General features: G+C 60.5%; 23 protein-coding genes. 15 read left to right on the top strand and 8 right to left on the bottom strand.

What is annotated here, in order from left to right; all coding sequences use genetic code 11:
- Positions 1-79: 79 nt before the first annotated feature.
- The 7 genes from G8E03_RS15200 to G8E03_RS15170 all read right to left on the bottom strand — a co-directional run bounded on the left by G8E03_RS15200 (position 80) and on the right by G8E03_RS15170 (position 5,893).
- The gene (locus G8E03_RS15200) at positions 80-1,198 is read right to left on the bottom strand and encodes a C4-dicarboxylate TRAP transporter substrate-binding protein (RefSeq protein WP_166194515.1); all 1,119 of its coding nucleotides are present in this window, start codon (positions 1,196-1,198) and stop codon (positions 80-82) included.
- Between the two features lie 68 nt (positions 1,199-1,266).
- Positions 1,267-2,049 carry a FadR/GntR family transcriptional regulator gene (locus tag G8E03_RS15195; RefSeq protein ID WP_166194512.1) on the bottom strand — a complete coding sequence of 261 codons (783 nt, stop codon included), beginning with the start codon at positions 2,047-2,049 and terminating at the stop codon, positions 1,267-1,269.
- Positions 2,027-2,350: a bifunctional 3-phenylpropionate/cinnamic acid dioxygenase ferredoxin subunit gene (locus tag G8E03_RS15190; RefSeq protein ID WP_166194509.1), complete on the bottom strand. Its 324-nt coding sequence runs from the start codon at positions 2,348-2,350 to the stop codon at positions 2,027-2,029. Before G8E03_RS15190 ends, G8E03_RS15195 begins: the two co-directional genes overlap by 23 nt.
- A 59-nt stretch (positions 2,351-2,409) precedes the next feature.
- Positions 2,410-3,183 carry an SDR family NAD(P)-dependent oxidoreductase gene (locus G8E03_RS15185; RefSeq protein ID WP_166194506.1) on the bottom strand — a complete coding sequence of 258 codons (774 nt, stop codon included), beginning with the start codon at positions 3,181-3,183 and terminating at the stop codon, positions 2,410-2,412.
- On the bottom strand, positions 3,180-4,103 hold the full coding sequence (locus G8E03_RS15180) for a VOC family protein (protein WP_166194503.1): 924 nt from the start codon (positions 4,101-4,103) through the stop codon (positions 3,180-3,182). The genes G8E03_RS15185 and G8E03_RS15180 overlap by 4 nt, the downstream gene beginning before the upstream one ends.
- Before the next feature lie 10 nt (positions 4,104-4,113).
- The gene (locus tag G8E03_RS15175) at positions 4,114-4,605 is read right to left on the bottom strand and encodes an aromatic-ring-hydroxylating dioxygenase subunit beta (protein WP_166194500.1); all 492 of its coding nucleotides are present in this window, start codon (positions 4,603-4,605) and stop codon (positions 4,114-4,116) included.
- The gene (locus G8E03_RS15170) at positions 4,598-5,893 is read right to left on the bottom strand and encodes an aromatic ring-hydroxylating oxygenase subunit alpha (protein ID WP_166194497.1); all 1,296 of its coding nucleotides are present in this window, start codon (positions 5,891-5,893) and stop codon (positions 4,598-4,600) included. The genes G8E03_RS15175 and G8E03_RS15170 overlap by 8 nt, the downstream gene beginning before the upstream one ends.
- Positions 5,894-6,383: 490 nt before the next feature.
- On the opposite strand from G8E03_RS15170, the gene G8E03_RS15165 reads away from it, so the two are divergent.
- The 8 genes from G8E03_RS15165 to G8E03_RS15130 all read left to right on the top strand — a co-directional run bounded on the left by G8E03_RS15165 (position 6,384) and on the right by G8E03_RS15130 (position 13,630).
- The gene (locus tag G8E03_RS15165; RefSeq protein WP_166194494.1) at positions 6,384-7,136 is read left to right on the top strand and encodes an IclR family transcriptional regulator; all 753 of its coding nucleotides are present in this window, start codon (positions 6,384-6,386) and stop codon (positions 7,134-7,136) included.
- 177 nt (positions 7,137-7,313) lie between these two features.
- The gene (locus tag G8E03_RS15160; protein WP_166194491.1) at positions 7,314-8,360 is read left to right on the top strand and encodes an amidohydrolase family protein; all 1,047 of its coding nucleotides are present in this window, start codon (positions 7,314-7,316) and stop codon (positions 8,358-8,360) included.
- A complete protein-coding gene (locus G8E03_RS15155) occupies positions 8,357-9,145 on the top strand; it encodes a 2-keto-4-pentenoate hydratase (protein WP_166194488.1) in 789 nt (262 codons plus the stop codon). The genes G8E03_RS15160 and G8E03_RS15155 overlap by 4 nt, the downstream gene beginning before the upstream one ends.
- A 4-nt stretch (positions 9,146-9,149) precedes the next feature.
- A complete protein-coding gene (locus G8E03_RS15150; protein WP_166194485.1) occupies positions 9,150-10,085 on the top strand; it encodes an acetaldehyde dehydrogenase (acetylating) in 936 nt (311 codons plus the stop codon).
- Positions 10,082-11,116 carry a 4-hydroxy-2-oxovalerate aldolase gene (gene dmpG / locus G8E03_RS15145; RefSeq protein WP_166194482.1) on the top strand — a complete coding sequence of 345 codons (1,035 nt, stop codon included), beginning with the start codon at positions 10,082-10,084 and terminating at the stop codon, positions 11,114-11,116. Before G8E03_RS15150 ends, dmpG begins: the two co-directional genes overlap by 4 nt.
- Entirely contained in the window at positions 11,110-11,934 is an 825-nt protein-coding gene (locus tag G8E03_RS15140) for an alpha/beta fold hydrolase (protein ID WP_166194632.1), read from the top strand. Before dmpG ends, G8E03_RS15140 begins: the two co-directional genes overlap by 7 nt.
- Complete coding sequence (locus tag G8E03_RS15135) at positions 11,931-13,133, top strand: NAD(P)/FAD-dependent oxidoreductase (RefSeq protein WP_166194479.1); 1,203 nt, start codon at positions 11,931-11,933, stop codon at positions 13,131-13,133. The genes G8E03_RS15140 and G8E03_RS15135 overlap by 4 nt, the downstream gene beginning before the upstream one ends.
- Positions 13,134-13,456: 323 nt before the next feature.
- Positions 13,457-13,630 carry a hypothetical protein gene (locus tag G8E03_RS15130; protein WP_166194476.1) on the top strand — a complete coding sequence of 58 codons (174 nt, stop codon included), beginning with the start codon at positions 13,457-13,459 and terminating at the stop codon, positions 13,628-13,630.
- A 36-nt stretch (positions 13,631-13,666) separates the two neighbouring features.
- Here G8E03_RS15130 and G8E03_RS15125 read toward each other — a convergent pair whose 3' ends face one another.
- Positions 13,667-15,304 (bottom strand): tetratricopeptide repeat protein, encoded by a 1,638-nt coding sequence (locus G8E03_RS15125; RefSeq protein ID WP_166194474.1) that lies wholly within the window; start codon positions 15,302-15,304, stop codon positions 13,667-13,669.
- A gap of 148 nt (positions 15,305-15,452) precedes the next feature.
- On the opposite strand from G8E03_RS15125, the gene G8E03_RS15120 reads away from it, so the two are divergent.
- From G8E03_RS15120 to G8E03_RS15090, 7 genes are all read left to right on the top strand, one after another.
- Positions 15,453-16,574, top strand: coding sequence for a phosphatase PAP2 family protein (locus tag G8E03_RS15120; RefSeq protein WP_166194471.1), 1,122 nt, complete (start codon positions 15,453-15,455; stop codon positions 16,572-16,574).
- Position 16,575: 1 nt separating this feature from the next.
- On the top strand, positions 16,576-18,603 hold the full coding sequence (locus G8E03_RS15115; protein WP_166194468.1) for a S8 family serine peptidase: 2,028 nt from the start codon (positions 16,576-16,578) through the stop codon (positions 18,601-18,603).
- A 79-nt stretch (positions 18,604-18,682) separates the two neighbouring features.
- The gene (locus G8E03_RS15110) at positions 18,683-18,862 is read left to right on the top strand and encodes a hypothetical protein (RefSeq protein ID WP_166194465.1); all 180 of its coding nucleotides are present in this window, start codon (positions 18,683-18,685) and stop codon (positions 18,860-18,862) included.
- Positions 18,863-18,874: 12 nt separating this feature from the next.
- Positions 18,875-19,558 (top strand): hypothetical protein, encoded by a 684-nt coding sequence (locus G8E03_RS15105; protein WP_166194462.1) that lies wholly within the window; start codon positions 18,875-18,877, stop codon positions 19,556-19,558.
- Positions 19,555-20,037, top strand: coding sequence for a hypothetical protein (locus G8E03_RS15100; protein ID WP_166194459.1), 483 nt, complete (start codon positions 19,555-19,557; stop codon positions 20,035-20,037). Before G8E03_RS15105 ends, G8E03_RS15100 begins: the two co-directional genes overlap by 4 nt.
- Positions 20,034-20,942: a hypothetical protein gene (locus tag G8E03_RS15095; protein ID WP_166194456.1), complete on the top strand. Its 909-nt coding sequence runs from the start codon at positions 20,034-20,036 to the stop codon at positions 20,940-20,942. The genes G8E03_RS15100 and G8E03_RS15095 overlap by 4 nt, the downstream gene beginning before the upstream one ends.
- Before the next feature lie 49 nt (positions 20,943-20,991).
- Positions 20,992-21,306, top strand: coding sequence for a hypothetical protein (locus tag G8E03_RS15090; protein WP_205793463.1), 315 nt, complete (start codon positions 20,992-20,994; stop codon positions 21,304-21,306).
- The last annotated feature ends 26 nt before the right edge of the window (positions 21,307-21,332 follow it).

Raw genomic sequence — 21,332 nt, 5'->3', positions numbered from 1 at the left:
TTTTCTTGGCCAATGATCAATTATGAACGGTCGGATGTCGGCCCCGGATATTTACCGGGGCCGATATACTGTTTGGGCTCTAGAGATCCTCGACCAACTGGCTATAGACACGTTCCCAAAGGAGCTTGGCGTACGCGTCGGTATCTTCACGCATGTCCTTGGTCATCTCGTCCCATTCCGCGAGATTCTGAATATAGGCATCGATCAGTTCTTCGGGATTCTCGACGCCGCGCGTCCGCGCCTTCTCGGCGACGTCTGCGGGTTCGCTGGTGCGCAGGCCGTCGATGAGGGCGACCAGATCAGCAGGCGCCTCAGCTAGGGTGATGTCCTTGTCCTGCGCCATTGCCACGGCCTGGACATCTTCGCCGCCATATCCATCGATAACAACATTGGCCAAGAGCAGCGGCAATTCGGTAAGGATGATTTCTTTCTGGTCGCGCGGCAGATCTTCCCAAGTGTCATGGTTTATAGTGAAGGTCCCCATCCCGACACCGGCACCGATGGGAAGGTCATAGATGAACTGCACCACGTCGCCCAGTCCGTAGAGCAGCAGCCATGACTTCGGCGCCACGGCACAGTCGATCTGACCACGCTGCAATCCTTCATAGATCTCTCCCGAGGAGAAATTGACTGGTATCCCGCCCCACGATTGTACCGCGCGGCTCATCGCGTCGCCGGCCGAGCGGAACTTCAGACCCTCCAAATCCTCCATTGACGCGATTTCTCTACGGCAAAGGATGTTGTAGGGAGACGCCGCATGGGATGCGAGAATGTTGATCCCGTTGCGTTCCATCTCGTCCATGCAGGGCGCACCGCAATCCACCAGCATCGTTTCGATGAAAGCGCCGGCCGCTGGCACCTGATGTTCGTTGAGCATCAGAAGATCGGTAAGCATGGTAATTATGGGCATTTCCTGCGGGAAATACTGCGGAACGAGGAACCCCGTTTCCGACAATCCATCGCCGATGCCGCTCAAGGTTCCGCGTGCATCGAAGATCTGGCCGCCGGTATACATCGTGAAGGTGAGGTCGCCGTTGGTGCGTTCCTCTACCCTTTCGATGAAGGGTTCCATACCCAAAACGTTGTTGGACGAGGTAGGCGGCGTATACGTCGCATAACTCAGATCCCTGGCGCTGGAACCGGTGGCTGCCAGCATCAGCACGGCACCTATGGCCACACTATTCATATTTGATTTCATTGTCTTTTCCTCCCGTATTTTTTTTGGATTTGATTAATCTGGTGTTTATCCAGTCGCAGAGCTTTGGTTCATCTGACCTCATCGTTTGGGATATCATTGTAATAATGGGCCTCGGCCTCGCTGATGTGCCGCAGCATCAGCTCCGAGCACATCTCGGCATCGCGGCTTTCGATCGCGGCCAGCATCTGGCGGTGCTGACGAACCGACTCCCGGGCGCGTTCCTCATCGTCAAAATAGATCTTTCGACGGGCGATGGTCATCAGGAAGAATGTGTTGATGATCCGCGCAAAGACGTCGTTGCGGGTCGAATGTGCGATCTGCAGGTGGAATTCCTGATCCTCGGCGAAACACGATATTCCCGAGCCGATCTTTGCCTCTTGCCGGTCGATAACGACGGACAGCGCCTCCAGGTCTTCGGGAAGATGCCTCTGGCTGGCGAGCCGGATAGACTGGGTTTCGAGAAGTCTCCGGACTTCCATGGATTGTTCCAGGTCGGCGCGGGAAAGGGGTCGGCCCAGTTCGGACATCAGAACCAACATCTCGACACTGGATTCCAAATTCAGATTGCGCGTGTAGATGCCAGATTGCGGGCGCATCTCGATGATCCGTAGCGCCTCGAGCACCGACAAGTGTTCACGAAGCTTGTTGCGCCCCAAATTCAGCCGCGCTGCCAGTTCCCGCTCGGACGGCAGGCGCGCGCCTTCGCGGCTTTCGGACATGATCTGTCCAAGCAATTGCCCGAGCTTATTGCGGTCCACGCTCGCTGAGCGGGAGGGTGCGCCATCAATGTTATTCATCATCCCGCCTCTTTCGCTAAAATCAGGCTGTTCATTCGACCGGAAGAGATTCATCTACCAATACGTAGATCACCCCGTCCTCCACCTTCACCGGATAGGCCCGGACCGGTTCGACACAGGGACGCGTCAGAGCCTTGCCGGTGCGCACGTCGAAGGTGCCGGCGTGGAACGGGCATTCGATCGCGCATCCCTCCAACAGTCCGTCTGCCAGCGAAGCGTCGCCATGCGTGCACGTGTCGTCGGTAGCGTAGAAGGTTCCGCCGACATTATAGATCGCGATCGGAGGTCGATCATCAAAGACCGCTTGATACGTATCGTCGATCTCCACTTCGTCGGCTCTGCAGGCTTTCAGCATCTATTCTCCTCTACTTTCATTGAATTTCGTCAAGACGCTCCCGCTGGCGGCGGGCGCGTCTAAAGCATGGTGCTGCCACCATTCACGCTGATCACCTGGCCCGTGACGAAGCCCGATTCAGGCTTGCACAGATGCGTGGCCATGGACGCGATCTCCTTCAACTCGGCGGGTCGTCCTTTCGGAATGACGCTGGTGAACTTTTCGGCCATGGACCCGTCATAGGCCTGACGGCCACGCATCCGTTCGGTGTTCACCGCGCAGGGCGCAACGGTGTTGACTGTGATGTCTGAATCGGCAAATTCGCGGGCCAGGCCGGTGGTCATGCCATGAACCCCGCCCTTGGCGGCATTGTACCCGGCGTGGTCCCACAATCCGTTGCGGACTGAATCCGCACCGATATTGACGATCCGGCCATAGCGCGCAGACACCATATGCGGCAGGGCGTAGTAGGTACACCAGACGGCGGTCCACAAATTGCGGTCAATCGTTTCGCGCAGGGTGTCGGGCGTGTGGTCCAGGAAAGGCCGGATGATACCGCCACCTGCATTGTTCACCAGGATGTCGAGCCTACCCCACTTGTCCAGAGCCTGCCCCACCAGGGAAGCGACCACATCCTCGTCAGACAGATCGCCGCAATGGGCCGCTGTTTCGGCTCCCGCCACATCCGCCGCGATCCAATCGGCGGTCTGTTGGGCGGTCGGTGCGACGTCGCTGACCAGCACCTTGGCGCCCAGTTCCGCCAGGCCGTGCGCGATGGTCCGGCCGATGCCTCCATCGCCCCAGCCTGCCCCCGTGACCAGCGCAACCTGCCCGGCCAGGACAGGGCGGCTCATTTCGCCGCCTCGATCTCTTCGATGAGCGGACCGTTGATTTCGACCGCACCGAAGGACGATTTTCGGGGGTCAGCGACCGCGCCCCAATAGTCGAACGAATCCGCGCGCGCCTCAAGATACTGCGCCTTTCTCGCCTGATCCTCGGGAAATTCTTCCATGCCGAAGCTGTATTCGACAGTCATACCGTCCGGATCGAGGAAATACAGGAAGATGCTGCCCGATGGTGGGTGTCGACCGGGCCCGTAAACGATCGGAACCTGGGCTTTTTTCAGACGGTGAATCGCTCGGCCGACATCGTCGATTTCGCTAACCATGAAATTGATGTGATGCATGCCGCGCGGGCCGCTGCCCAGTCCCATCGTATGATGGAACTTGTTGGGCCAGCAGCGCAGAAACGCCACCTTGTCATTGATGATGTCGGACGCACGAAAGTTGAGCGTCTTGACGTAATAGTCGATGGCGGCCTCGTGCTCAGGCACTTTCACCACGATATGTCCGATCCGCTGGATATTGGCGACGGTCGGAACGAAAGGAGAGCCGCGCAACTGGTTGATCACGCTGTAAAGTTCGAAGGTGGCACCGGAATAGGGTTCGGTAAACCGCACCGATCGCCCCTGATGCAGAGCCTGGCATTCATCACGCGGCACTTCCCGCAGGTCCAGGCCGGATTCGCGCAGCGACTGAACGGCTTTGTCGAGTTCGTCCTCGTTCTCCATCTCCCAGCCGATCCGCTTCACACCAGGCTGGTCCGACGGGTAGAGGACGACGTTATGATGGTCCGTGCTGCAGCGCAGGAACTGTATGCCCCCTTCTCCTTCACCCTCGGACTGCAATCCGACATGGGTTTCGTAGAAATCCGCCGACCGTTTCGGATCCGAAACGTTCAGCGCAACATAGCCCAATTTCGAATATCTAAACATGTTCCCGCCCCTAGATGATGATGCTCAGTTTGCCCTGATTGCGCAGGGTTTCGGTGCCGAGAATGACGCGTTTTCTGCGGATCCTGAATCCGGTGTCACCACGCACGATCCGGTAGTCGCAGCGAACCGGATAGATGTCGTGTTGTTGCAATCGAGACCGATGCACGACCGCATTGCAGATAACGATGAAATAGTCGTCATCCCCCGGTTTGACCCGCACATTGGAAATGATGTGCGTGACGATTGACCGGGGAAATTCCGAATGGTCTGTTTTTTTCAGCTGCCTTTTCGCACGCTCCGACAGCCGATGCCGGTCATCGTAGATCAGATAGAGCGACTTTTCAGGTTCGCTCTTCGGTTTATCGGTCGGCGGCACCTGGTATTCACCGTGCTCGTCAAACAATTCGGCCCACTCGTTCAACTGCCAATCGTCGATCAGCTCGGCTTCGTGGATGAGGAAATCCTCGATTTCCTGGCGTGATGGCAAATTTTTATCAGACACGTTCTTCAAGCTCCGATTTCAACATCTTGTCCCAGTGACGCCAGAAAATCCGCATCTGCAGCTCATCGGATTTTTCGACCACGTCCTTGGTGACCCCGCGAGAGATATCGTTCCAGGGCGCGAAGTCGGCAGCGGCATAACCTTGCTGGCAGAGCGCCAGCATTTCGACGTCATCCGGTGTGGAGAATCCTGCAGGTCCAAGAAACTCGACGAAATTCCGGGATCGTCGCTCACGCGAGGTGGGACTCTCGCCGATCGGCGCAAGGGACCAGGCGTTCACTTCCATATAGTCGGGTTTGTAGGGGTAAAATGTCCGTACCGTGACCGCCATGATGTCGTTGATCACGAGGTTCGGAAAGATCAGCGTATTGCGATCGCCCCGAACGATTTTCTCCCCCTTCTCGACACCTTCGCGTTCGATGACCTCGCGCGCGATAGCGTCGATTTCGGCCTTGGCCTCTTTGCCAAAGCCTGGCACCCAGCGGGCATAGGGCCGCCCCCAAGGCATGACGCCCTGAGATTCGGAAACCGCGTGACCGTTGCCCAGATCGCGCACCCCGCCAAACGAAAGGGTGTTGTCGAAGCCCTCCAGCGATTCATCACGCGATCCGAGATAATCGAAATAGGTCGAATGGGTGATGCCGGCATGATAGGCGTCGGCGCTGTTTTCCTGAAGGAGTTTCCAGTTTGCGCGGACGCTGTATTCCTGCATCCCGGGCTGGATCTCCATACCCTGAGGGCCTTGCGAGGCAACCAGGTCAAGAATTTCGCAAGCCCCGGCCAGATACTCTTCCAGACTGACGGCACCGGCGTCGAAATTCACAAAAACGAAGCCCCGGTATTCAGCGAATTTCGGAACCGGCTGAAGATCGAGCGACCCGTCGTTGTTGAAGGTATCGGGATAAGCGCCCGGCCCCGGCGTGTCGATCAGCTTGCCTTCGTCTGAAAAAACCCAGCCGTGATAAGGACACTGGAAATTCTTCCGTTTGCGCCCGGAGGGCTCGCGGCACACCATCGCACCGCGATGCGAGCAGCTGTTGAAATAGACGTGCAGCTTGCCGTTTCTGTCGCGGATGAAAATCAGCGGGCGCCCGCCGACACGGCGGCTGACGAAGTCGCCCGGCTTCTGAACTTCAGAAACATGCGCCATGTACAGCCAGCACCGATCGAAAATCAGCGCGCGTTCTCTTTCAAGAACATCGTTCTTTGTGAACACCCCACGATGAACACGGAAACGTCCATTTTCACGATCGTCCTGAATCGTTTCGAACCCTAGGTTGCCACCCATGAATTGAGACCTCCCTACTTCCTGCAGCACCCTATCGGCACATCGGTCAAATTGGTGGGACCACATTATTTACCGAAAATTTGCTTGTAAAGAAGCGCCGCTCCGCGCATATCTCACATAGTGAGAATACGCTAAACCATTGATGATTAGTAATATTCTGAGGCCGGACGCATGATTCGGGTCTGGCGACCGCCAGATGATGTCATGGGTGGCATTGCCGCTACGTGCTCGGGAAATCTTCTCGGACCCAGAACCGCCTGCGCCAATCAGCACCACTCGCAAAACGGCATCTGACTGCGAGGTGACGACCGGTGCTTGATCCGCAGCACGGTCCGCATCGCCGGCCCCAACCGGGACACTGTCCTTGGCAGACCCATCACAGAGGCCGTAGGATATGTCTGTCAGGGGAAGGGCGGAGCACCTTTGAACCCTGATTTGGGCAACAAAGCCGTGCCCCGATTTGGGCAACAAAGCCGGGTAATCTCAAAATATGTCCACTCCGCATATCCAGGCTGTCGAGAATGCTTTTACTATTCTGAAAGCCCTGATGTCGGCCGACCGCGCCCTATCAGTGCGGGAGGTCGCCAATGTCACCGGCCTGGCGTACCCCACCGTTCATCGTTATCTGTTGTCCCTGCTCGATGCAGGCGCGGTTAAACGTCTGCATGACGGACAATACATTTCGGGCTGGGAGCCAATCGTCAGCCAAGATCACATCGAGATCAACGATACAGCGACAAGGTCGGTCTTCACCTTGCATTGCCGCCTTCTGGCCCAGGATCTGGGCAGAACGGTTCAGGCTGCAATTCTCGACGACAATATGGTTCTTTACATCGCCAAAGCCGCCATTCCGGGCTTTCGGTCGATTGCCAGCCGTACCGGGACGCATCTGGAGGCTTATTGTACCGGGCTGGGCAAGGTACTGCTCGCCTACGCGCCTCCGGACGATCTGGAGGCCTATATGTCGCTGGGCGATTTCACACCCCTTACGCCCTCGACCATCACCGATCCCGAAGCTTTCCGCCAGGAAATGAAGCGCATTCGTGAAAATGGCTTCGCGGTTGATGACGAGGAGTTCGAGCAGGGACTTCGCTGCATCGCTGTCCCCGTTCTTCAGGCCGATGGGTCGGCAATTGCCGCACTGTCCGTCTCGACGGACGCTGGCGTATCCACTCCGGGCGACGTCGAAGGCTTTGCCGACACGCTGAAGAAGCGCGCCCAAATGATCAGCAGCGCTCTTTAAAAACGGGCCGGGGCCGCTCCTAATCTCAACTGGTGAGATTTCCAGCTGGGGGTCAGCTTGAGCAAAAGTAGCCCCCCCTATATGACCTCATTGATGATTGAGAGCCTTGAAGCCCCTTACAGACAGGACGACGGGCGGGCGGCGGCGTCATCGACGCCAAAAGCGTGAGGAACGCAAATGGCAATTGCAACGCCACCGGGCGCGGTCGACTTTCACACGCATATCGTGCCGGATGTTCTGCCATCCGCAGAGGGGCGCGATTCACGATGGCCGTCAATCGTCCTGCAATCCGACGATACAGCACAGGTCATCATCTCGGAAAAACTGTTCCGGCGCGTTGATCGACGCTCCTGGGATCCGCAATCTCGCATCGCTGACATGCAGGATCATGGCATCGCGCATCAGGTTCTGTCGCCAATGCCTGAGCTGTTATCTTATTGGTTCAATGGCTCCGATGGAGAAGCGATTTGCAGGGCGGTCAACCGCTTTATCGCCGATCTGGTCACCGCTTATCCCACCCGATTTTCCGGTTTCGGTATGGTCCCCTTGCAGGAGCCGGAACGCGCGGCCAGAATGATGACCGACATTCGGGATGCGGGCCTTTCCGGTGTGGAGATCGGCACACACATCGACGGGATGCCCCTCAGCGACCCCAGCCTTGAGCCCTTCTTTGCCGAGGCCGAGCGGCTGAACTTGACCGTGATGGTGCACGCTTTGCATCCGGCGGGGACTGAACGGGTTGCCAAGTTGCCAGGCCTGGCGGGAGCGGCGGTTTTTCCGCTCGAGACAGCATTGGCGGCTGTGGCGCTGATGACATCTGGTGTGCTCGAGAAAAAACCGGCCCTGCGCATAGTGCTCTCACATGGGGGCGGCGCCTTGCCGGTGATTTTGCCAAGGTTGGATCACGCGTGGCACCTGGGTCCGCCCCTCGCGCAGACAATGTCCGTCCCACCGAGCGAACTGGCTCGCAGGTTCTACTACGACAGCATCGTCTACGGCGAGGCCGCGCTGCGGCTGCTTGTGGAAACCGTTGGTGCAGAACGAATAGTGGCGGGATCCGATTATCCGTTCCGGATCATGGAGGACGACCCGGCCGGCTTTGTGGCGCGTGCCGTTTCCCAGAGTGCCGCCGACAAAATCCTTTTCGAAACACCCCATACAATCGTCGGCGATCTACAGGAACGTCAGGCGCGATTTGATGCAATGCGAGGCGCGAAAATATGAGCAGAGACAAGAAAATTGCCGCAGCTGCGGACGTGTTGTGGCAAGCGGAGCGGAATGCGCGGCCCTGCGCGCCCCTGCATGATTATCTCGATCGCGGCGACCTTGACGCCGCTTACACTGTGCAGCAGATCAATATCGAACGTCGGCTGAAAAACGGCGCACGGCTGACAGGACGCAAGATCGGTTTGACGGCCAAATCCGTACAGCAGCAATTGGGCGTCGATCAGCCTGATTACGGCACGTTGCTCTCCGACATGGTCGTCTCTGACGGCGGATCAATCCCTAGGGACCGGTTGCTCCAGCCCAAGGTCGAGGCCGAGATTGCCTTTGTATTAGGCGCTGATCTCGACATGCAAAACCCAAGCGCCGCCGATGTTCTTCGTGCGACGGCGTTCATCGCGCCTTCGATTGAAATCGTCGATAGCCGCATCGCCGATTGGAAGATCGCTCTTACCGATACCATCGCCGACAATGCGTCTTCGGGCCTGTTCGTGCTCGGCACACCGGCGATCTCTCCACTCGGGTTCGATTTCACCGCGTGCGAAATGGAAATGTCGATCGACGGTCAGCAGGTTTCGACCGGCGCGGGACGTGATTGCCTTGGCAGTCCTGTCGCAGCGGTTGCCTGGCTGGCGGAGAAGATGCGGGCAGAAAACATGCCGTTACGGGCGGGTTACATCATCATGTCCGGTGCTTTGGGTCCGATGGCGCCCGCCGGGCCAGGCGCAGACGTCCGAGCAAAAATCAGCGGCCTTGGCCATGTCAGCGTTTCATTTGAGGAGTAGGGAAATGTCAGCCATCAAGGTCGCCATCATCGGCAGCGGGAATATCGGCACCGATCTGATGATCAAACTGATGCGGCGAAAGGGCCTGCTTCAACTCAGCGCGTTCGTCGGAATTGATCCCGATTCCGACGGGCTGAAGCGTGCCGAGAAACTTGGCGTTCCCACGACGTCGAACGGCATAGACGGATTGCGCGAAATGCCGGACTACGATGAAATCGTCATTGTCTTCGACGCAACCTCCGCCAAGGCACATGCGCATCACAGCGAAGTGCTGATCGCCGATGGAAAGCGGGTCATTGATCTGACTCCGGCGGCAATCGGCCCATATGTCGTTCCGCCGGTCAATATGAACGCACATCTGGATGCGCCCAATGTCAACATGGTGACCTGCGGCGGGCAGGCCACTATTCCCATCGTTGCGGCGGTATCGCGTGTCGCGCCTGTCAGCTATGCCGAAATCGTGGCGTCGATTTCATCCAGATCGGCAGGCCCCGGCACGCGCGCCAATATCGACGAATTCACCGAAACGACATCGCAGGCGATCTGCGATGTTGGGGCGGCCGAGCAGGGCAAGGCGATTATTGTCCTCAACCCGGCAGAACCCCCGTTGATTATGCGCGACACGGTGTACTGCCTCGTCCGGACCGACGACACTGATGCAATTCGCGACTCGGTTCACGAAATGGTCGCCGCGGTACAGGAATACGTGCCCGGCTACCTGCTCAAGCAGGAAATTCAGTTCGAGCGGGTCGGCGCGAATTCCCTGGCCGGAATGCCTGGCCCGCGAGGGGAGCCGGCGACCAAGGTTACCGTCTTCCTCGAGGTCGAGGGAGCGGGGCATTACCTGCCGACCTTTGCAGGCAATCTCGACATCATGACTTCGGCCGCATTGGCGACCGGCGAACGAATTGCCGATCTGCAAAAGGAACCCGCGCAATGACAAAGTCACTCTATATTCAGGATGTTACCCTGCGCGACGGAATGCATGCAGTGCGACATCAATTCACGCTGGATCAAGTGCACGCAATCGCGGCCGCTTTGGATGCCGCCGGTGTCGATGCCATCGAGGTCAGCCATGGGGACGGGCTGCACGGCACGAGCTTCAACTACGGTTTTGGCCGCGAAAGCGACCTGGACTGGATTTCCGCAGCCGCCGATGTTGTCAGGCACGCGCGACTTACCACACTTCTGGTGCCGGGCATCGGAACTATCGCTGACCTCAAGGAGGCGTATGGGGCCGGGGTCCGCTCAGTGCGTGTCGCAACTCATTGCACCGAGGCCGATGTAGCCAAACAGCACATCGGGACTGCGCGCGAAATGGGAATGGACGTCGCCGGGTTTTTGATGATGGCGCATATGAATGCGCCGGAATCGCTCGCCGAGCAGGCCAGACTAATGGAGAGCTACGGTGCCCATTGCGTCTATGTGACTGATTCCGCAGGCGCGCTGACGGTCAATACGGCGCGGGAGCGCGTCAAAGCGCTTCGCCAGGCGCTGCAACCGGAAACCCAGGTGGGCATACACGCCCACCATAATCTCACGCTTGGCGTGGCTATTTCGGTCGCGGCCATCGAAGCGGGCGCCTATCGCGTTGACGGCTCGCTGACCGGCCTTGGTGCCGGGGCGGGAAATGCGCCGCTCGAAGCGCTGGTGGCTGTGTTGGAGCGTGAAGGTTACCAGACCGGGTGCAAATTGAATGAACTGATGGATGCCGCCGATGATCTGGTCCGCCCTCTGCAAGAGCGGCCCGTGCGCGTGGATCGCGAAACCCTGTCACTGGGCTATAGCGGAGTTTATTCCAGCTTTCTGCTGCATGCCGAGAGAGCTGCCGCACAGTTTGGCATAGATGCTCGCATGATCATGAACGAGCTGGGTCGCCGCCGCATGGTGGGAGGACAAGAAGACATGATCGTAGACGTTGCACTCGATCTCATCAAAAGCGGCCAGGCAGAAAAAGGGACAGTATCATGAGCAATCCGGAAATCGGCAAGACGATCAAAGCGGCGGGGCGCGACACCAATTACCTCGAAGAGGGCAGCGGTGCTCCGATTCTGCTCCTGCACGGCTCCGGCCCCGGCGTGACCGGCTATGCCAATTGGCGGCTGACCATCCCGGCCCTGTCGGCAGATTTCCGCGTTCTCGCACCGGACGCGATGGGATTCGGCTATACCGAGCGGCTTGAAGGCGACGTTTACACGCTGGACAACTGGGTCGCGCATACGATTGGCTTCATGGACGCGCTCGATATTGAGAAGGCCAGCTTTTTGGGCAATTCCTTCGGTGGCGCGCTGACGATCGCCATCGCGTCGCGCTATCCCGAACGCGTGGACCGTATGGCCCTGATGGGTGCGGCGGGATTGGTGTTCGACCTCACCGAAAGCCTCGACAAGGTCTGGGGATATGAGCCGAGCCCGGGTTACATGGGCGAGATGATGAGGGAGTGCTTCGCCTACGACAAAAGCATCATCGGGGACGATCTGGTTCAGTCCCGCTACGAGGCGAGTGTGCGTCCAGGCTATCACGAAAGCTATTCGGCAATGTTCCCTGCCCCGCGTCAGCGCCACGTCGCCGCTCTGTGCACGCCCGAAGACAAGATCGCCGCCCTGACCAACCGCACTCTGCTTGTTCATGGGCGAGAAGATCTTGTTATCCCGCTCCAATCAAGCATCCGCTACCACCACCTGATCAAGCACTCCGAGCTGCATGTTTTCGGCGAGTGCGGGCACTGGACCCAGATTGAACAGAAGGACCGTTTCAACACGCTTGTGCGGAACTTCTTTTTATCATGAAACGTGATGTCGTTATCGTCGGCAGTGGCCAGGCGGGCGCGCGGGTTGCACTGGATTTGCGGGATGCGGGCTTTGCCGGCACGATTACCCTTGTGGGCGCCGAACCCCACCTGCCCTATGAGCGACCGCAATTGTCCAAGGAAATGCTCGCGGATTCAGCCCGTCCGCCGCAGTTCATCGCGGAGGCACAAGAGTGGCACACCAGGGAGATCGAGCTGTTGCTGGGTCATTCGTTGGTAGATGCGGAACCCGACAGCCGCCAGCTGGCGATCGATGACGGTCGCGAGCTGACTTATGGTCATCTGGTGCTCGCCACGGGCACCGCCGCACGCCACTGCGCAGAACTCTCCGGACTGGCCGTTCCGGTGCATGTGATGCGCACCATCGAGGATGCGGAAGCGATCCGGCAACGCCTTCCGCAGGGAGGAAAGATCGTGATCGTCGGCGGAGGCATCATCGGGCTAGAGGTGGCGGCCGCCGCTATAGGAACTTGCGATGTGACCGTTCTGGAGGCCGGTACGGGTCTTCTGCAACGGGCTGTCCCGTCACAAATGGCGGCCCATCTGGCGACGCTTCATGGCGAGAAGGGCGTTCGCTTTCGCTATAACGCGCGACCCATTTCCAGCAGCGGTCATGAGATCCACCTGAGCGACGGGTCCAGCGAGACGGCAGATCTGGTCGTCGTTGGCATTGGGGTTGAACCGCAGCCTGGCATCGCGGCGATGTTCGGCCTGCCGGAGGACCGGCCGGGGCTCAGGGTGGAAAGCTCGGCAATGACGGAGCGGAACGGTGTTTTGGCGATTGGAGATGCCGCCGAGCAATTCAGCGTCTGTCACGACCGCTGGATGCGGATCGAGACATGGGCCAACGCCAACGATCAGGCCGCCGCGGCGGTTGCGACTTTAACGGGCGCGCCCCAGCCCACTCCGCCTACGCCGTGGTTTTGGTCCGATCAATACGACATTAATTTCCAGGTGACCGGCGACGCGATCGGGGACAGCACCGTGCTGCGCGGCGACCCGACCAGTGGCAGGTTTTCGGTGATTGCGCTGCGTGGGGACGAAATCGTCGGAGGCGCGTCGGTCGGCATGCCAAAAGACATTGCAGCGCTGCGGCGTATCGCGGGACGTGGCGTCATCTTGCCAAGAACGCAGATCGAAGACCTATCCTTCAATCTGCGCAAGGCAATCCCAACCTAGGGAATTTGTTGCCTAAATCAGGGTTTGAAGGTGCTTCCCATTTCCTGGACAGGCTCTGGCGCATTTTAAGCTCTGATCGTGTTGCGGTGCTTCGATTTGCCATGAGTAGACTATTGCCGGTGGTCGGCCACCAAGGGCCTTGTGCGGGCGGCGGTGATGTAGAATTCCGTCCATTTTCAGACACCGGCGCGGGCCTCAGACGCGGACCCCCATGCGTGCAGTTAGACGCACTCACATTTCAGGGTACGCCATAGAACTGCCCCGTTTGGCCCACCCCGCGCCAGCGGCAGAGCATGCTGTGACTTGTCCTTTTCGCATGTTGAATGGTTCCGGTCTACAACCTGAAACTGGGCACGCCGGCCGAACGGTTCGAGTATGGGCGCAAGGGTATGACCTTCCTCGCCAACGACTTGTCGGTCGGGGATTACCACATGCAGACGGCCCTGGGACGCGCGGGTCGTGAGACCGTCCTGACCGGCGCATTGCCAGCGGAGTGAGCAGATAAAGGCCCGGTTTTCGGCGCGCCCGGCCCTTCAGCACAGTTCCGCCAGCGGCTCCAGATCGAGGTCGGGCGCGCGCGCCAACAAGGAGACCGGGTAGCCGGGATCGCGGACCATCTGTTCGACGCTGAAACCCGGTTCGACCAATCTCAGCCGTTCGACGGCGCGCTGCGCGGCGTCGAATTGCCGACGGCTCGCGTACAGCCCGATAAGATACCGCAAGGCCGGTCGAAACTCCGGCATCAGCAAAGCTGTCCGCTCGAACCGCCGGATCGCCTCGTCGGATTCGCCGTGCAGCAAAGCCATGAAGCCAATCTGCGAATCCCACCAGAACGCATGGGGCGAGCGTCGCGCCAGTGCCTGTCCGCGCTGCGCCTCCAGATAACCGGTCCCGAGGTTGTCACCATACATCCGCGTCACGCTCGACGCCCACCACGCCATCGGATTGGACGGGTTCACCGCGATGGCACGTTGTGCCAGCTCATGCGCGGCCACCCGGCGGCCCTGCACGAAATTCCAGGCGTTCGCGCATGACGCCAACACGGCGGCATTGTCCGGCTCAAGCTCCATCGCGCGCGTGGTCAACGCCTCGGCCTGTTCGCGCAATCCTTCGCGATCCGTGTTGAACTGCTCGATCAGCTCGATGACCTTTAACTGCGCCTGCCATGCGGGATAGATGCCGCGATGCGGTGCATCCGCCGCCGCCTGTGTCAGCAACCGGTCGGCCAGCGCCGCCTTGTCGCTGCGCATGGTGAACATCGCCTTTATCGCAGCCGCGCACAGCGCATCCGGCGTCTGCAATTCGGCGGCGGTCGCGTGCGCAGGGTTGAGCGAGGATCGAACGGCGTCCACGACCTCACCCACCATGTCCCAAAGCTGGGATGTACCGCCGCTCTCGATCTCGCGAAATGTGACGATGCGAAACCCCGCCCAGAACCGCTGGCCATCGCGACCGGTGACGACGGCCCGCACGCCGACGCGTTCAGGTGCGGGTCGAAACGCATGTATGACGCATTCGCGGCCCGGTCTGCCCTGCGCGGGTTCGCCAGGCTCCACCTCGAACTGCTCCCGCGCCGAGTTCGATACCATATCCGCCACCAGCGCTGCCGCCCAGTCCATCGACATGTCCGAGGGCCCACACCGAACCCCAAGCGTAAGGCGCGCGGGCTCCGAATTGGCGCTGAATGGCCGCGGCAGCGCCTGCCCCACCGCAACCGCCGGTGGGCGGGCGTCCGTCCGGGTGACCGCGGATCGCGCATGTTGCAACCAGTCCTCGAATTCAGGGTCGCCGATATCCAGCCCCTCGGCCAGATCCGCGGAACCGTCATGGCGAACGAGAATCCGGCCCCGGTCGATGCCGATGCGCGCACGGTCCGCGTGCAGCATATCGGCGTGGGGTCCGAGTGCGAGCTTGAGCTGTCGCAAGGTCTGGCGCAGGCTTTGCGCACCCTGCACACGATCCGCCGTGCTCCACAACTTGTCCTGCAACCAGATACGGGTGCAGGTCGCGCGCGTGTTTTCCACCAGCAGCAGCAACAGCAACGCCTGCGCCTTGGCCTGACGCGGTGTCAGGTCTGCGCCACATTCACATCCCAGCCGTATTGCCCCGGCTGTATCCAGAACGAGCGGGCCGCATTCATGCCCCGAGCATATATCGACTGCGAATGACAAATTTCAGCTCTGCGATTGATTTATACTTGCAATTTAAGCACACACGTTTCCTTATATCTAGCAGCTATCTTGATGATAACGCGCAATTTGTCGCTTTTCCTTGGCAAGTACGGACCCTCATCTTGCACCATCATTCACCGGAGGTACCATGCCAGCACTCGGGAACGGTCAGGGCAACGGCCAGGGTAATGGTCAAGGCAATGGCCAAGGAAACGGACAGGGCGTGGCGACGGCCCACGCCGGATCGGCCGCGTCCCCGTTCCTCAGCCATGCATTGGCCAGCACCCGGGACGGCATCGTACAGCACTGGCCCGGAAGCCCGACGCATCTCCCCGACACTTCCCGAGACGCAGGGCTGGACAGCTTGCTGCCCGCCTCGCAATCAGCCCTGATCGACGCGGTATTGGCGGGGCTCGTCCAGGTTGAGGGCGGATCGGGCAGCGCAACCGTTTCGATCCGTGGCTACGGGTCAGCCGCGATTTTGCGACCGCCGCCCAAAATATTCGTCGAACAACTGAAATGGGTTCGGGCCTATGCGGATCTGCGCGGCGACCGCATTTCGGAAATCACCTCGCAGGTCTCGGACATCATGTCCTATTTCGGCGCGCTTACCCGCCTGGACAGCGGACGCAGGCGGTACTCCCTGATGTTGCTCGAAGCCGCGCTGAAGCTCGCCCTTCAGGTTGAGATGCAGGTAAAGATCCTCTGCCATCAACCCCGGCCCGTCGATTACGCGCCCCAGGTTCAGCCGGTCATCCAGACGCCGGATCATTCCTCGTTTCCGTCGGGTCACGCCATCGAGGCCTTTGCCATCGCAACGGTTCTCAACTATCTCGACCCGGCGCAGCGCAGCGCCCCGGACAGTCCGGATCCTGCACAACTGGCCACCGCGCAGGGCGGCATCGGGGCGCGTACGATGCCGTTTCGTCTGGCCCACCGGATCGCCACGAACCGCACGATTGCCGGGCTGCACTTTCCGGTCGATTCCATGGCCGGGGCGTATCTGGGCTGTTTCGTGGGTGAGGCGCTGATCGCACTGGTCGCGGGCGGCACACTGCCTTCCGCGCAGGCCGGTCCGCTCGATCTGGCGCACGCGGGGGGCGAGGATTTCCTGTTCGACAATCTGGCGGGGATGCTGACCGGATGGTCGAAGCGCGCCCAGGCGCACGCAGACACGAACCAGGCTGAAATCGCTATCCTAGGCCAATTCTGGAAGGGCGTCGCGCGCGAATGGGATCACCTGACCCCCGCTGCGCACGGGGGGGCGTAAGGTGCCGTTCGAGGCATGGGAAACCGTCAAGGGCGATACCCATCCCTATATCGATTGGTTCAACGCGACGGAACGCCGCGCGAATACCGCAGCGCGCTTTACCGACCTGAAACTTACCCTGTCGGACCGCACGCTTGAGATGTTTCTTTCCGCGCCTCAGCGCAAGCGCTTACAGCTTTTCGGTATCGATGCGGCGGATTCGTCAGGCGCGGCACGCGGCACGGATGCCGGTGTCGCGGTTCCAATCCCGTCTTTGATGGCCAATGAAAACTGGAGCGCGTTTGTGTCCCGCGCGCAGTGGGACAAGGTTTGGCACCGGGCCGAGGCAGCGGTGGACACCGATTTCGGGGTGGACGATCTGACCATGCCCGATGATGGCGCCATCATCGGCATAATCGATTCCGGCATCGCGCTGGGGCACCACCGCTTTCGGCAGGGCACGCACAAGACGCGCATTCTGGCCGCGTGGCAGCAAAGCGCACGGTTCGGCGGTGATGGCGGTGCCGGCCAGGAATTCCTGCCCTTTGGTCAGGAAATCTATCAACCCCGGATCGAAGATGCTCTCACCCAGCATTCCCGCGCGGATGGATCCCTGGATGAGGATGCATTCAATCGCGCGTTGAACTTGGTCGATCCGCAATGGCCCGAGGGGCACCGCGATCTGGACCACAGGGTCGCCCATGGCACGCATATGGCCGATCTTGCAGCGGGGGCGGAGGCAGGCACTCCCTTTTCACAAAAAACCCGCATCATCGCGGTGAATCTGCCGCCGCAGATCCTGCACGGCACGGCTGGCAACTTTCTGCACTACTACGCCGTCTATGCCCTGCACCGTATCGTCGCGCTGGCCAATCGCATCGCGGCAAAAAACGGGAAACAGGACGGCTATCCGGTCTTCGTCAACCTGTCATACGGGATACAGGCCGGACCGAAGGACGGCGCGTTGCCGCTGGAGGAGGCCGTACAGAAACTGAAATCCGTTGCCAGAAACACCTTCGACGTGTTCATCCCGGCGGGCAACGACAACCTGCAGCGGGGCGCGGCCTATATCCGAAGCGTGAAATCAAAGCCGCAGGATCTGCCGAACTGGCAGGTTCAACCCTCGGACAGCACCTCGAATTTCATTGAGATATGGTTCCGCGCAAAAAGCGGCGGCACATTGCAATCCGACAGGCTAGAGATCCGGATAACCGCTCCGGGCGGTGCCGTGGACAAAATCGCACTGCCCCCGTTGCTCCCCGGCGAAACCAGATATCGTGACATCGCCGTCGATGAACACCGTAGCCTTGCCTGCGCCCGCATCTATGCGCGCACCGTGATGGCGCGCTCGGGTCATTCGCATGTGAATGTGGTGCTCTGCCTCGCCCCCACACAAAGTTGGAGCGCCGAGGTGCCGCAGGCCCGCGCCGGGGCGTGGAAAGTGACCGTCGCCAGTTCGACCCCATGCAGCGTCGAGGCCTACATCCAGTCCGATCAAAGCAGGTTCGTCCACAGCAAGACGGGCCTGCGCTCCTATTTCGACGATCCCGGCTACCGAACCTATGATGAGGCCGGGCGCGTCATCGACAGTCACCTGTATCCCTGCCCGCCGGGTAAGCGAAACTCTTCCGATCCCCGGGCCAGGGGCATCGTCACCCGCACCGGCACCCTGAACGCTTTGGCGGCGCAGCGAACCATGCACGCGGTCGCAGGTTACCGGGTCAGCGACGGGCGCCCTGCGGCCTACAGCTCCACCGGATGGAAGGGCCGCGATTCGGGCATCGCGATGGCCTTCCCGTCCGAGGATGCGCCCAGCCTGTTCGGCGTGCTGGCCTCGGGGGCGCGTGACGGGTCCATCGCGGCGTTGCGCGGAACCAGTGCAGCCTGCGCGATGGCAACGCGCGATGCGGTCAGCGTCGCATTGGGGCTTGCCTCCTCAACATCGCTCAAGATGCAAGGTGGTGGTGCCGCCCGCGCCAAGGTCGGCAACCAGGGCCGCCGCGTCCCCGCGACCGGCCCCCTCTGCGTGTCGCGCACCGGCCAGGACTGAGCACAGCGCGCCCCCGCAATCACGCTGCGATCACGCAAGGGATTTATTGGTTTCTCCACTCGAAAGGTGGAGAATCACAATGCCGTTTATCAAACCCCCTCATACCAATGCGCAGCCGGGCGAATGTGAACTCCATGCGCATGACAACACGGCGGGCACCGACCGCAAGCCCGATTTTTCCGACATCCATATCGACGAGGAAGACCGCCGCAGCGTGATTGCGCGCGGACCAGTTGCGTCAACCCACTTCCCACATTGACGGAGAATGAGCATGACCACCGAACCAAGCGAACCGGAGGACGAGGGCAAGCGCAAAGAGTCCCCGGTTTTCGATGCGTCCGACCGCCTGACCATTCTTGGCCTCGCCACGCTGTTGATCCTCGCCGCCATGGCTTTCTACTTCTATGTCGGCAACCTTGGGCTGCTCGACTTCGCCAGCCCCGGCACCGCGGCGAATGACGATAACTATTTCACTACCGCGCTGGACTACCGCGAACGCCGTCTGGCTGTGGCCCTTACCTTCCGCACCTTCGTCTCGACGCTGGGGTTCACTGTCGGGCTGGTGCTGGCCGCGATCGGCGGAATTTTCATTCTGCGCAAGGCAATAACGCCCTTCGTCCTGTCCGGTGGAGGAAATCCTGGCGACATCACCCCCGGCCGCGGGCTGAGCCTGTCGCTGATGACGACGTCTCCGGGTCTCGTCTTCGCGTTGGCCGGGGTGCTGGTGATGTTCTTCACCCAGCAGATGGCGCTGCAGGTGGGTGCGCCGGAAATCTACCCGATGTCGGCCCGTGCCCAGTGCCCGCGCACGCAGATCGAGGCGGAAACCTGCAGTGTCGACGACCCGCAGACCCCGGTAGCCGAGCTCGAACGCTTCTGCTCGGGCCTGCCACAGAATGATCCCGACTGTCAGGGCGTTCGGCGCGCATTGCAAAGATCAGGAGTATCGGAATGAACATTCGCACAGTATTCACCCTCAGCCTGCTAACCTTGCTACCGGTCGCGGGACAGGCCCACGAAGATGATCTGCTCAAGGATTGGGAGCGGGGCTTCGTCAAGGGCTTCTTGACCGGCGGGGACTTCCCGGCCAGCGGAGGCTTCCCGATCGGCGGTAACATCCTGACCGGGGGGGGCATATCAACCTCCTATTCCGTCGCGGTGGCAGAGCCGTCATCGCAGGCCTATTCGGACGGCTATGACCGCGGATATCGCGTGGGCAGAGGCACCATCCCATACGTCCTAGACAATGAGCATGGCCACACAGCGGCCGCCGGACAGATCGGCTCGACACCTTCAATGGGGCAAGGCTGGATGGAGATTGCGCCCGCCGGGGGGGAAACAATGAACCTTCCGCGAAGGCAATTCGATCTGCCATCCGCAGACCCGTTCGCCGCGACAAGCGGTGGCGGCACCATCGGGGAGGTGGCACGATGACCCGCGCGGCACATGCCGGCGTGACATTCGCCCTCGCCATATCCCTCGCCGCCTGCACGGTTTCCGATCCGGGGCCGGAGCTGGCAGCAACTCAACAGGCACTCGACGCCATCGAACAGCACGCCCTGCCGGGACTGAAGCCCCTGGCACAGCAGGAGCGTCGTAGCGCGATGGCCGCAAGGATCGCCACGAACGAAGCTGTCTACAGCCTTGGCGCCGGATGTTTCCTGGTCGAGAGCGGCGATCTGTCGGGTGTTCACGACTGCGATCTGCGCCCGCTCGATACCTTGCTGGAGGGGCCGGTCAACGCAACTCAGGTGGTCGAGGCCTATAGGGTACTGCGCGATTATCAGGCCGCCCTGATGCGTCTTGCCAATGCCGCGACGATGGCGCAGGCGCGCACGGCATCCGATGGAATCCTTGCCCAATTCGGCAAGCTGGCGACGATGCTCGACCCGGACTCGCGCGCGGCAGCGAACCTCGCGGCAGCAGCGCCCCGGGTCACCGGTGTGCTGGGCCTGGGTCTGGACCAATACCGCATTGCCGCCCTGAGCCATGCGGTTCGCGGTGCCGACAGTGCGGTGCGTGAGATTTCCGGCCTCGCGCTTGACTGGTATCTGGACCGACCGGGCTCTCCGGTTGCTCTCGCATCCGACCTGCGTGTCGCCAACGATCGGGTATTCGCCGCGCGCGATGCGGCGGATCCCGCCGCCTATACCGCTGCTGTGGCGGAACTGGAGGCGCAACATGCGGCATATCTTGCCGCCTGGGACGCCTCCGCCGCGCGCCCCTTCGCACGTTACCGCACTGCCCATGCCCGCCTGCTGAACCGGCTGACGGATGCTGCAAAGCCCGAGGACTTCACCCAACCGCTTCAGGATCTGGACGCGGCCTTTGACAATTGAACAGGAGAATCCGATGACGCATTCGAAAGCACACGGACAGATTTCGAGCATGAAAACGTCCTTCGCGAACACCATCATCGCGCTGAGCAACCGGATAACCGTATTGCACGACGAGAAGCGCCACGAGGAGGCGGATGAGTTGGAGCGGTTGCGAAACAAGATTTCCGCCGCCGCGGGCACACTTGCGAAGGCGCAGGCGGCGGTCAATCGCGAACAGGGTCTGGGCGCATCGCTCGAAAAACTTGAACAAAGCGCCGAAACCGCCCGCGCCGCGGCGCATCGGGTGGAGGAAACCGGCGCCATGCTTGCGCGGGCGCAAGTTGTTCTACAGGTTCTGATCGGACTTGTAGAACTGAAATTGTGAGGCCACCGGAAATCGAGCCATCCGGG

Origin of the sequence: Pontivivens nitratireducens (assembly GCF_011290545.1) — a bacterium.
GTDB lineage: Bacteria > Pseudomonadota > Alphaproteobacteria > Rhodobacterales > Rhodobacteraceae > Pontivivens > Pontivivens nitratireducens.
Note: the sequence above shows the minus strand (reverse complement) of the source record. Positions and strands in the feature narration are given on the sequence as shown.

What these genes read in the sequence shown, in the direction of transcription:
- G8E03_RS15195 (WP_166194512.1), bottom strand. Translation starts at nt 2,049, where the DNA reads ATGAATCTCTTCCGGTCGAATGAACAGCCTGATTTTAGCGAAAGAGGC.
- G8E03_RS15190 (WP_166194509.1), bottom strand. Translation starts at nt 2,350, where the DNA reads ATGCTGAAAGCCTGCAGAGCCGACGAAGTGGAGATCGACGATACGTAT.
- G8E03_RS15100 (WP_166194459.1), top strand. Translation starts at nt 19,555, where the DNA reads ATGAACATTCGCACAGTATTCACCCTCAGCCTGCTAACCTTGCTACCG.
- G8E03_RS15150 (WP_166194485.1), top strand. Translation starts at nt 9,150, where the DNA reads ATGTCAGCCATCAAGGTCGCCATCATCGGCAGCGGGAATATCGGCACC.
- G8E03_RS15180 (WP_166194503.1), bottom strand. Translation starts at nt 4,103, where the DNA reads ATGTTTAGATATTCGAAATTGGGCTATGTTGCGCTGAACGTTTCGGAT.
- dmpG (WP_166194482.1), top strand. Translation starts at nt 10,082, where the DNA reads ATGACAAAGTCACTCTATATTCAGGATGTTACCCTGCGCGACGGAATG.
- G8E03_RS15120 (WP_166194471.1), top strand. Translation starts at nt 15,453, where the DNA reads ATGCCAGCACTCGGGAACGGTCAGGGCAACGGCCAGGGTAATGGTCAA.
- G8E03_RS15165 (WP_166194494.1), top strand. Translation starts at nt 6,384, where the DNA reads ATGTCCACTCCGCATATCCAGGCTGTCGAGAATGCTTTTACTATTCTG.
- G8E03_RS15130 (WP_166194476.1), top strand. Translation starts at nt 13,457, where the DNA reads ATGGTTCCGGTCTACAACCTGAAACTGGGCACGCCGGCCGAACGGTTC.
- G8E03_RS15200 (WP_166194515.1), bottom strand. Translation starts at nt 1,198, where the DNA reads ATGAAATCAAATATGAATAGTGTGGCCATAGGTGCCGTGCTGATGCTG.
- G8E03_RS15095 (WP_166194456.1), top strand. Translation starts at nt 20,034, where the DNA reads ATGACCCGCGCGGCACATGCCGGCGTGACATTCGCCCTCGCCATATCC.
- G8E03_RS15170 (WP_166194497.1), bottom strand. Translation starts at nt 5,893, where the DNA reads ATGGGTGGCAACCTAGGGTTCGAAACGATTCAGGACGATCGTGAAAAT.
- G8E03_RS15110 (WP_166194465.1), top strand. Translation starts at nt 18,683, where the DNA reads ATGCCGTTTATCAAACCCCCTCATACCAATGCGCAGCCGGGCGAATGT.
- G8E03_RS15185 (WP_166194506.1), bottom strand. Translation starts at nt 3,183, where the DNA reads ATGAGCCGCCCTGTCCTGGCCGGGCAGGTTGCGCTGGTCACGGGGGCA.
- G8E03_RS15105 (WP_166194462.1), top strand. Translation starts at nt 18,875, where the DNA reads ATGACCACCGAACCAAGCGAACCGGAGGACGAGGGCAAGCGCAAAGAG.
- G8E03_RS15135 (WP_166194479.1), top strand. Translation starts at nt 11,931, where the DNA reads ATGAAACGTGATGTCGTTATCGTCGGCAGTGGCCAGGCGGGCGCGCGG.
- G8E03_RS15155 (WP_166194488.1), top strand. Translation starts at nt 8,357, where the DNA reads ATGAGCAGAGACAAGAAAATTGCCGCAGCTGCGGACGTGTTGTGGCAA.
- G8E03_RS15090 (WP_205793463.1), top strand. Translation starts at nt 20,992, where the DNA reads ATGAAAACGTCCTTCGCGAACACCATCATCGCGCTGAGCAACCGGATA.
- G8E03_RS15160 (WP_166194491.1), top strand. Translation starts at nt 7,314, where the DNA reads ATGGCAATTGCAACGCCACCGGGCGCGGTCGACTTTCACACGCATATC.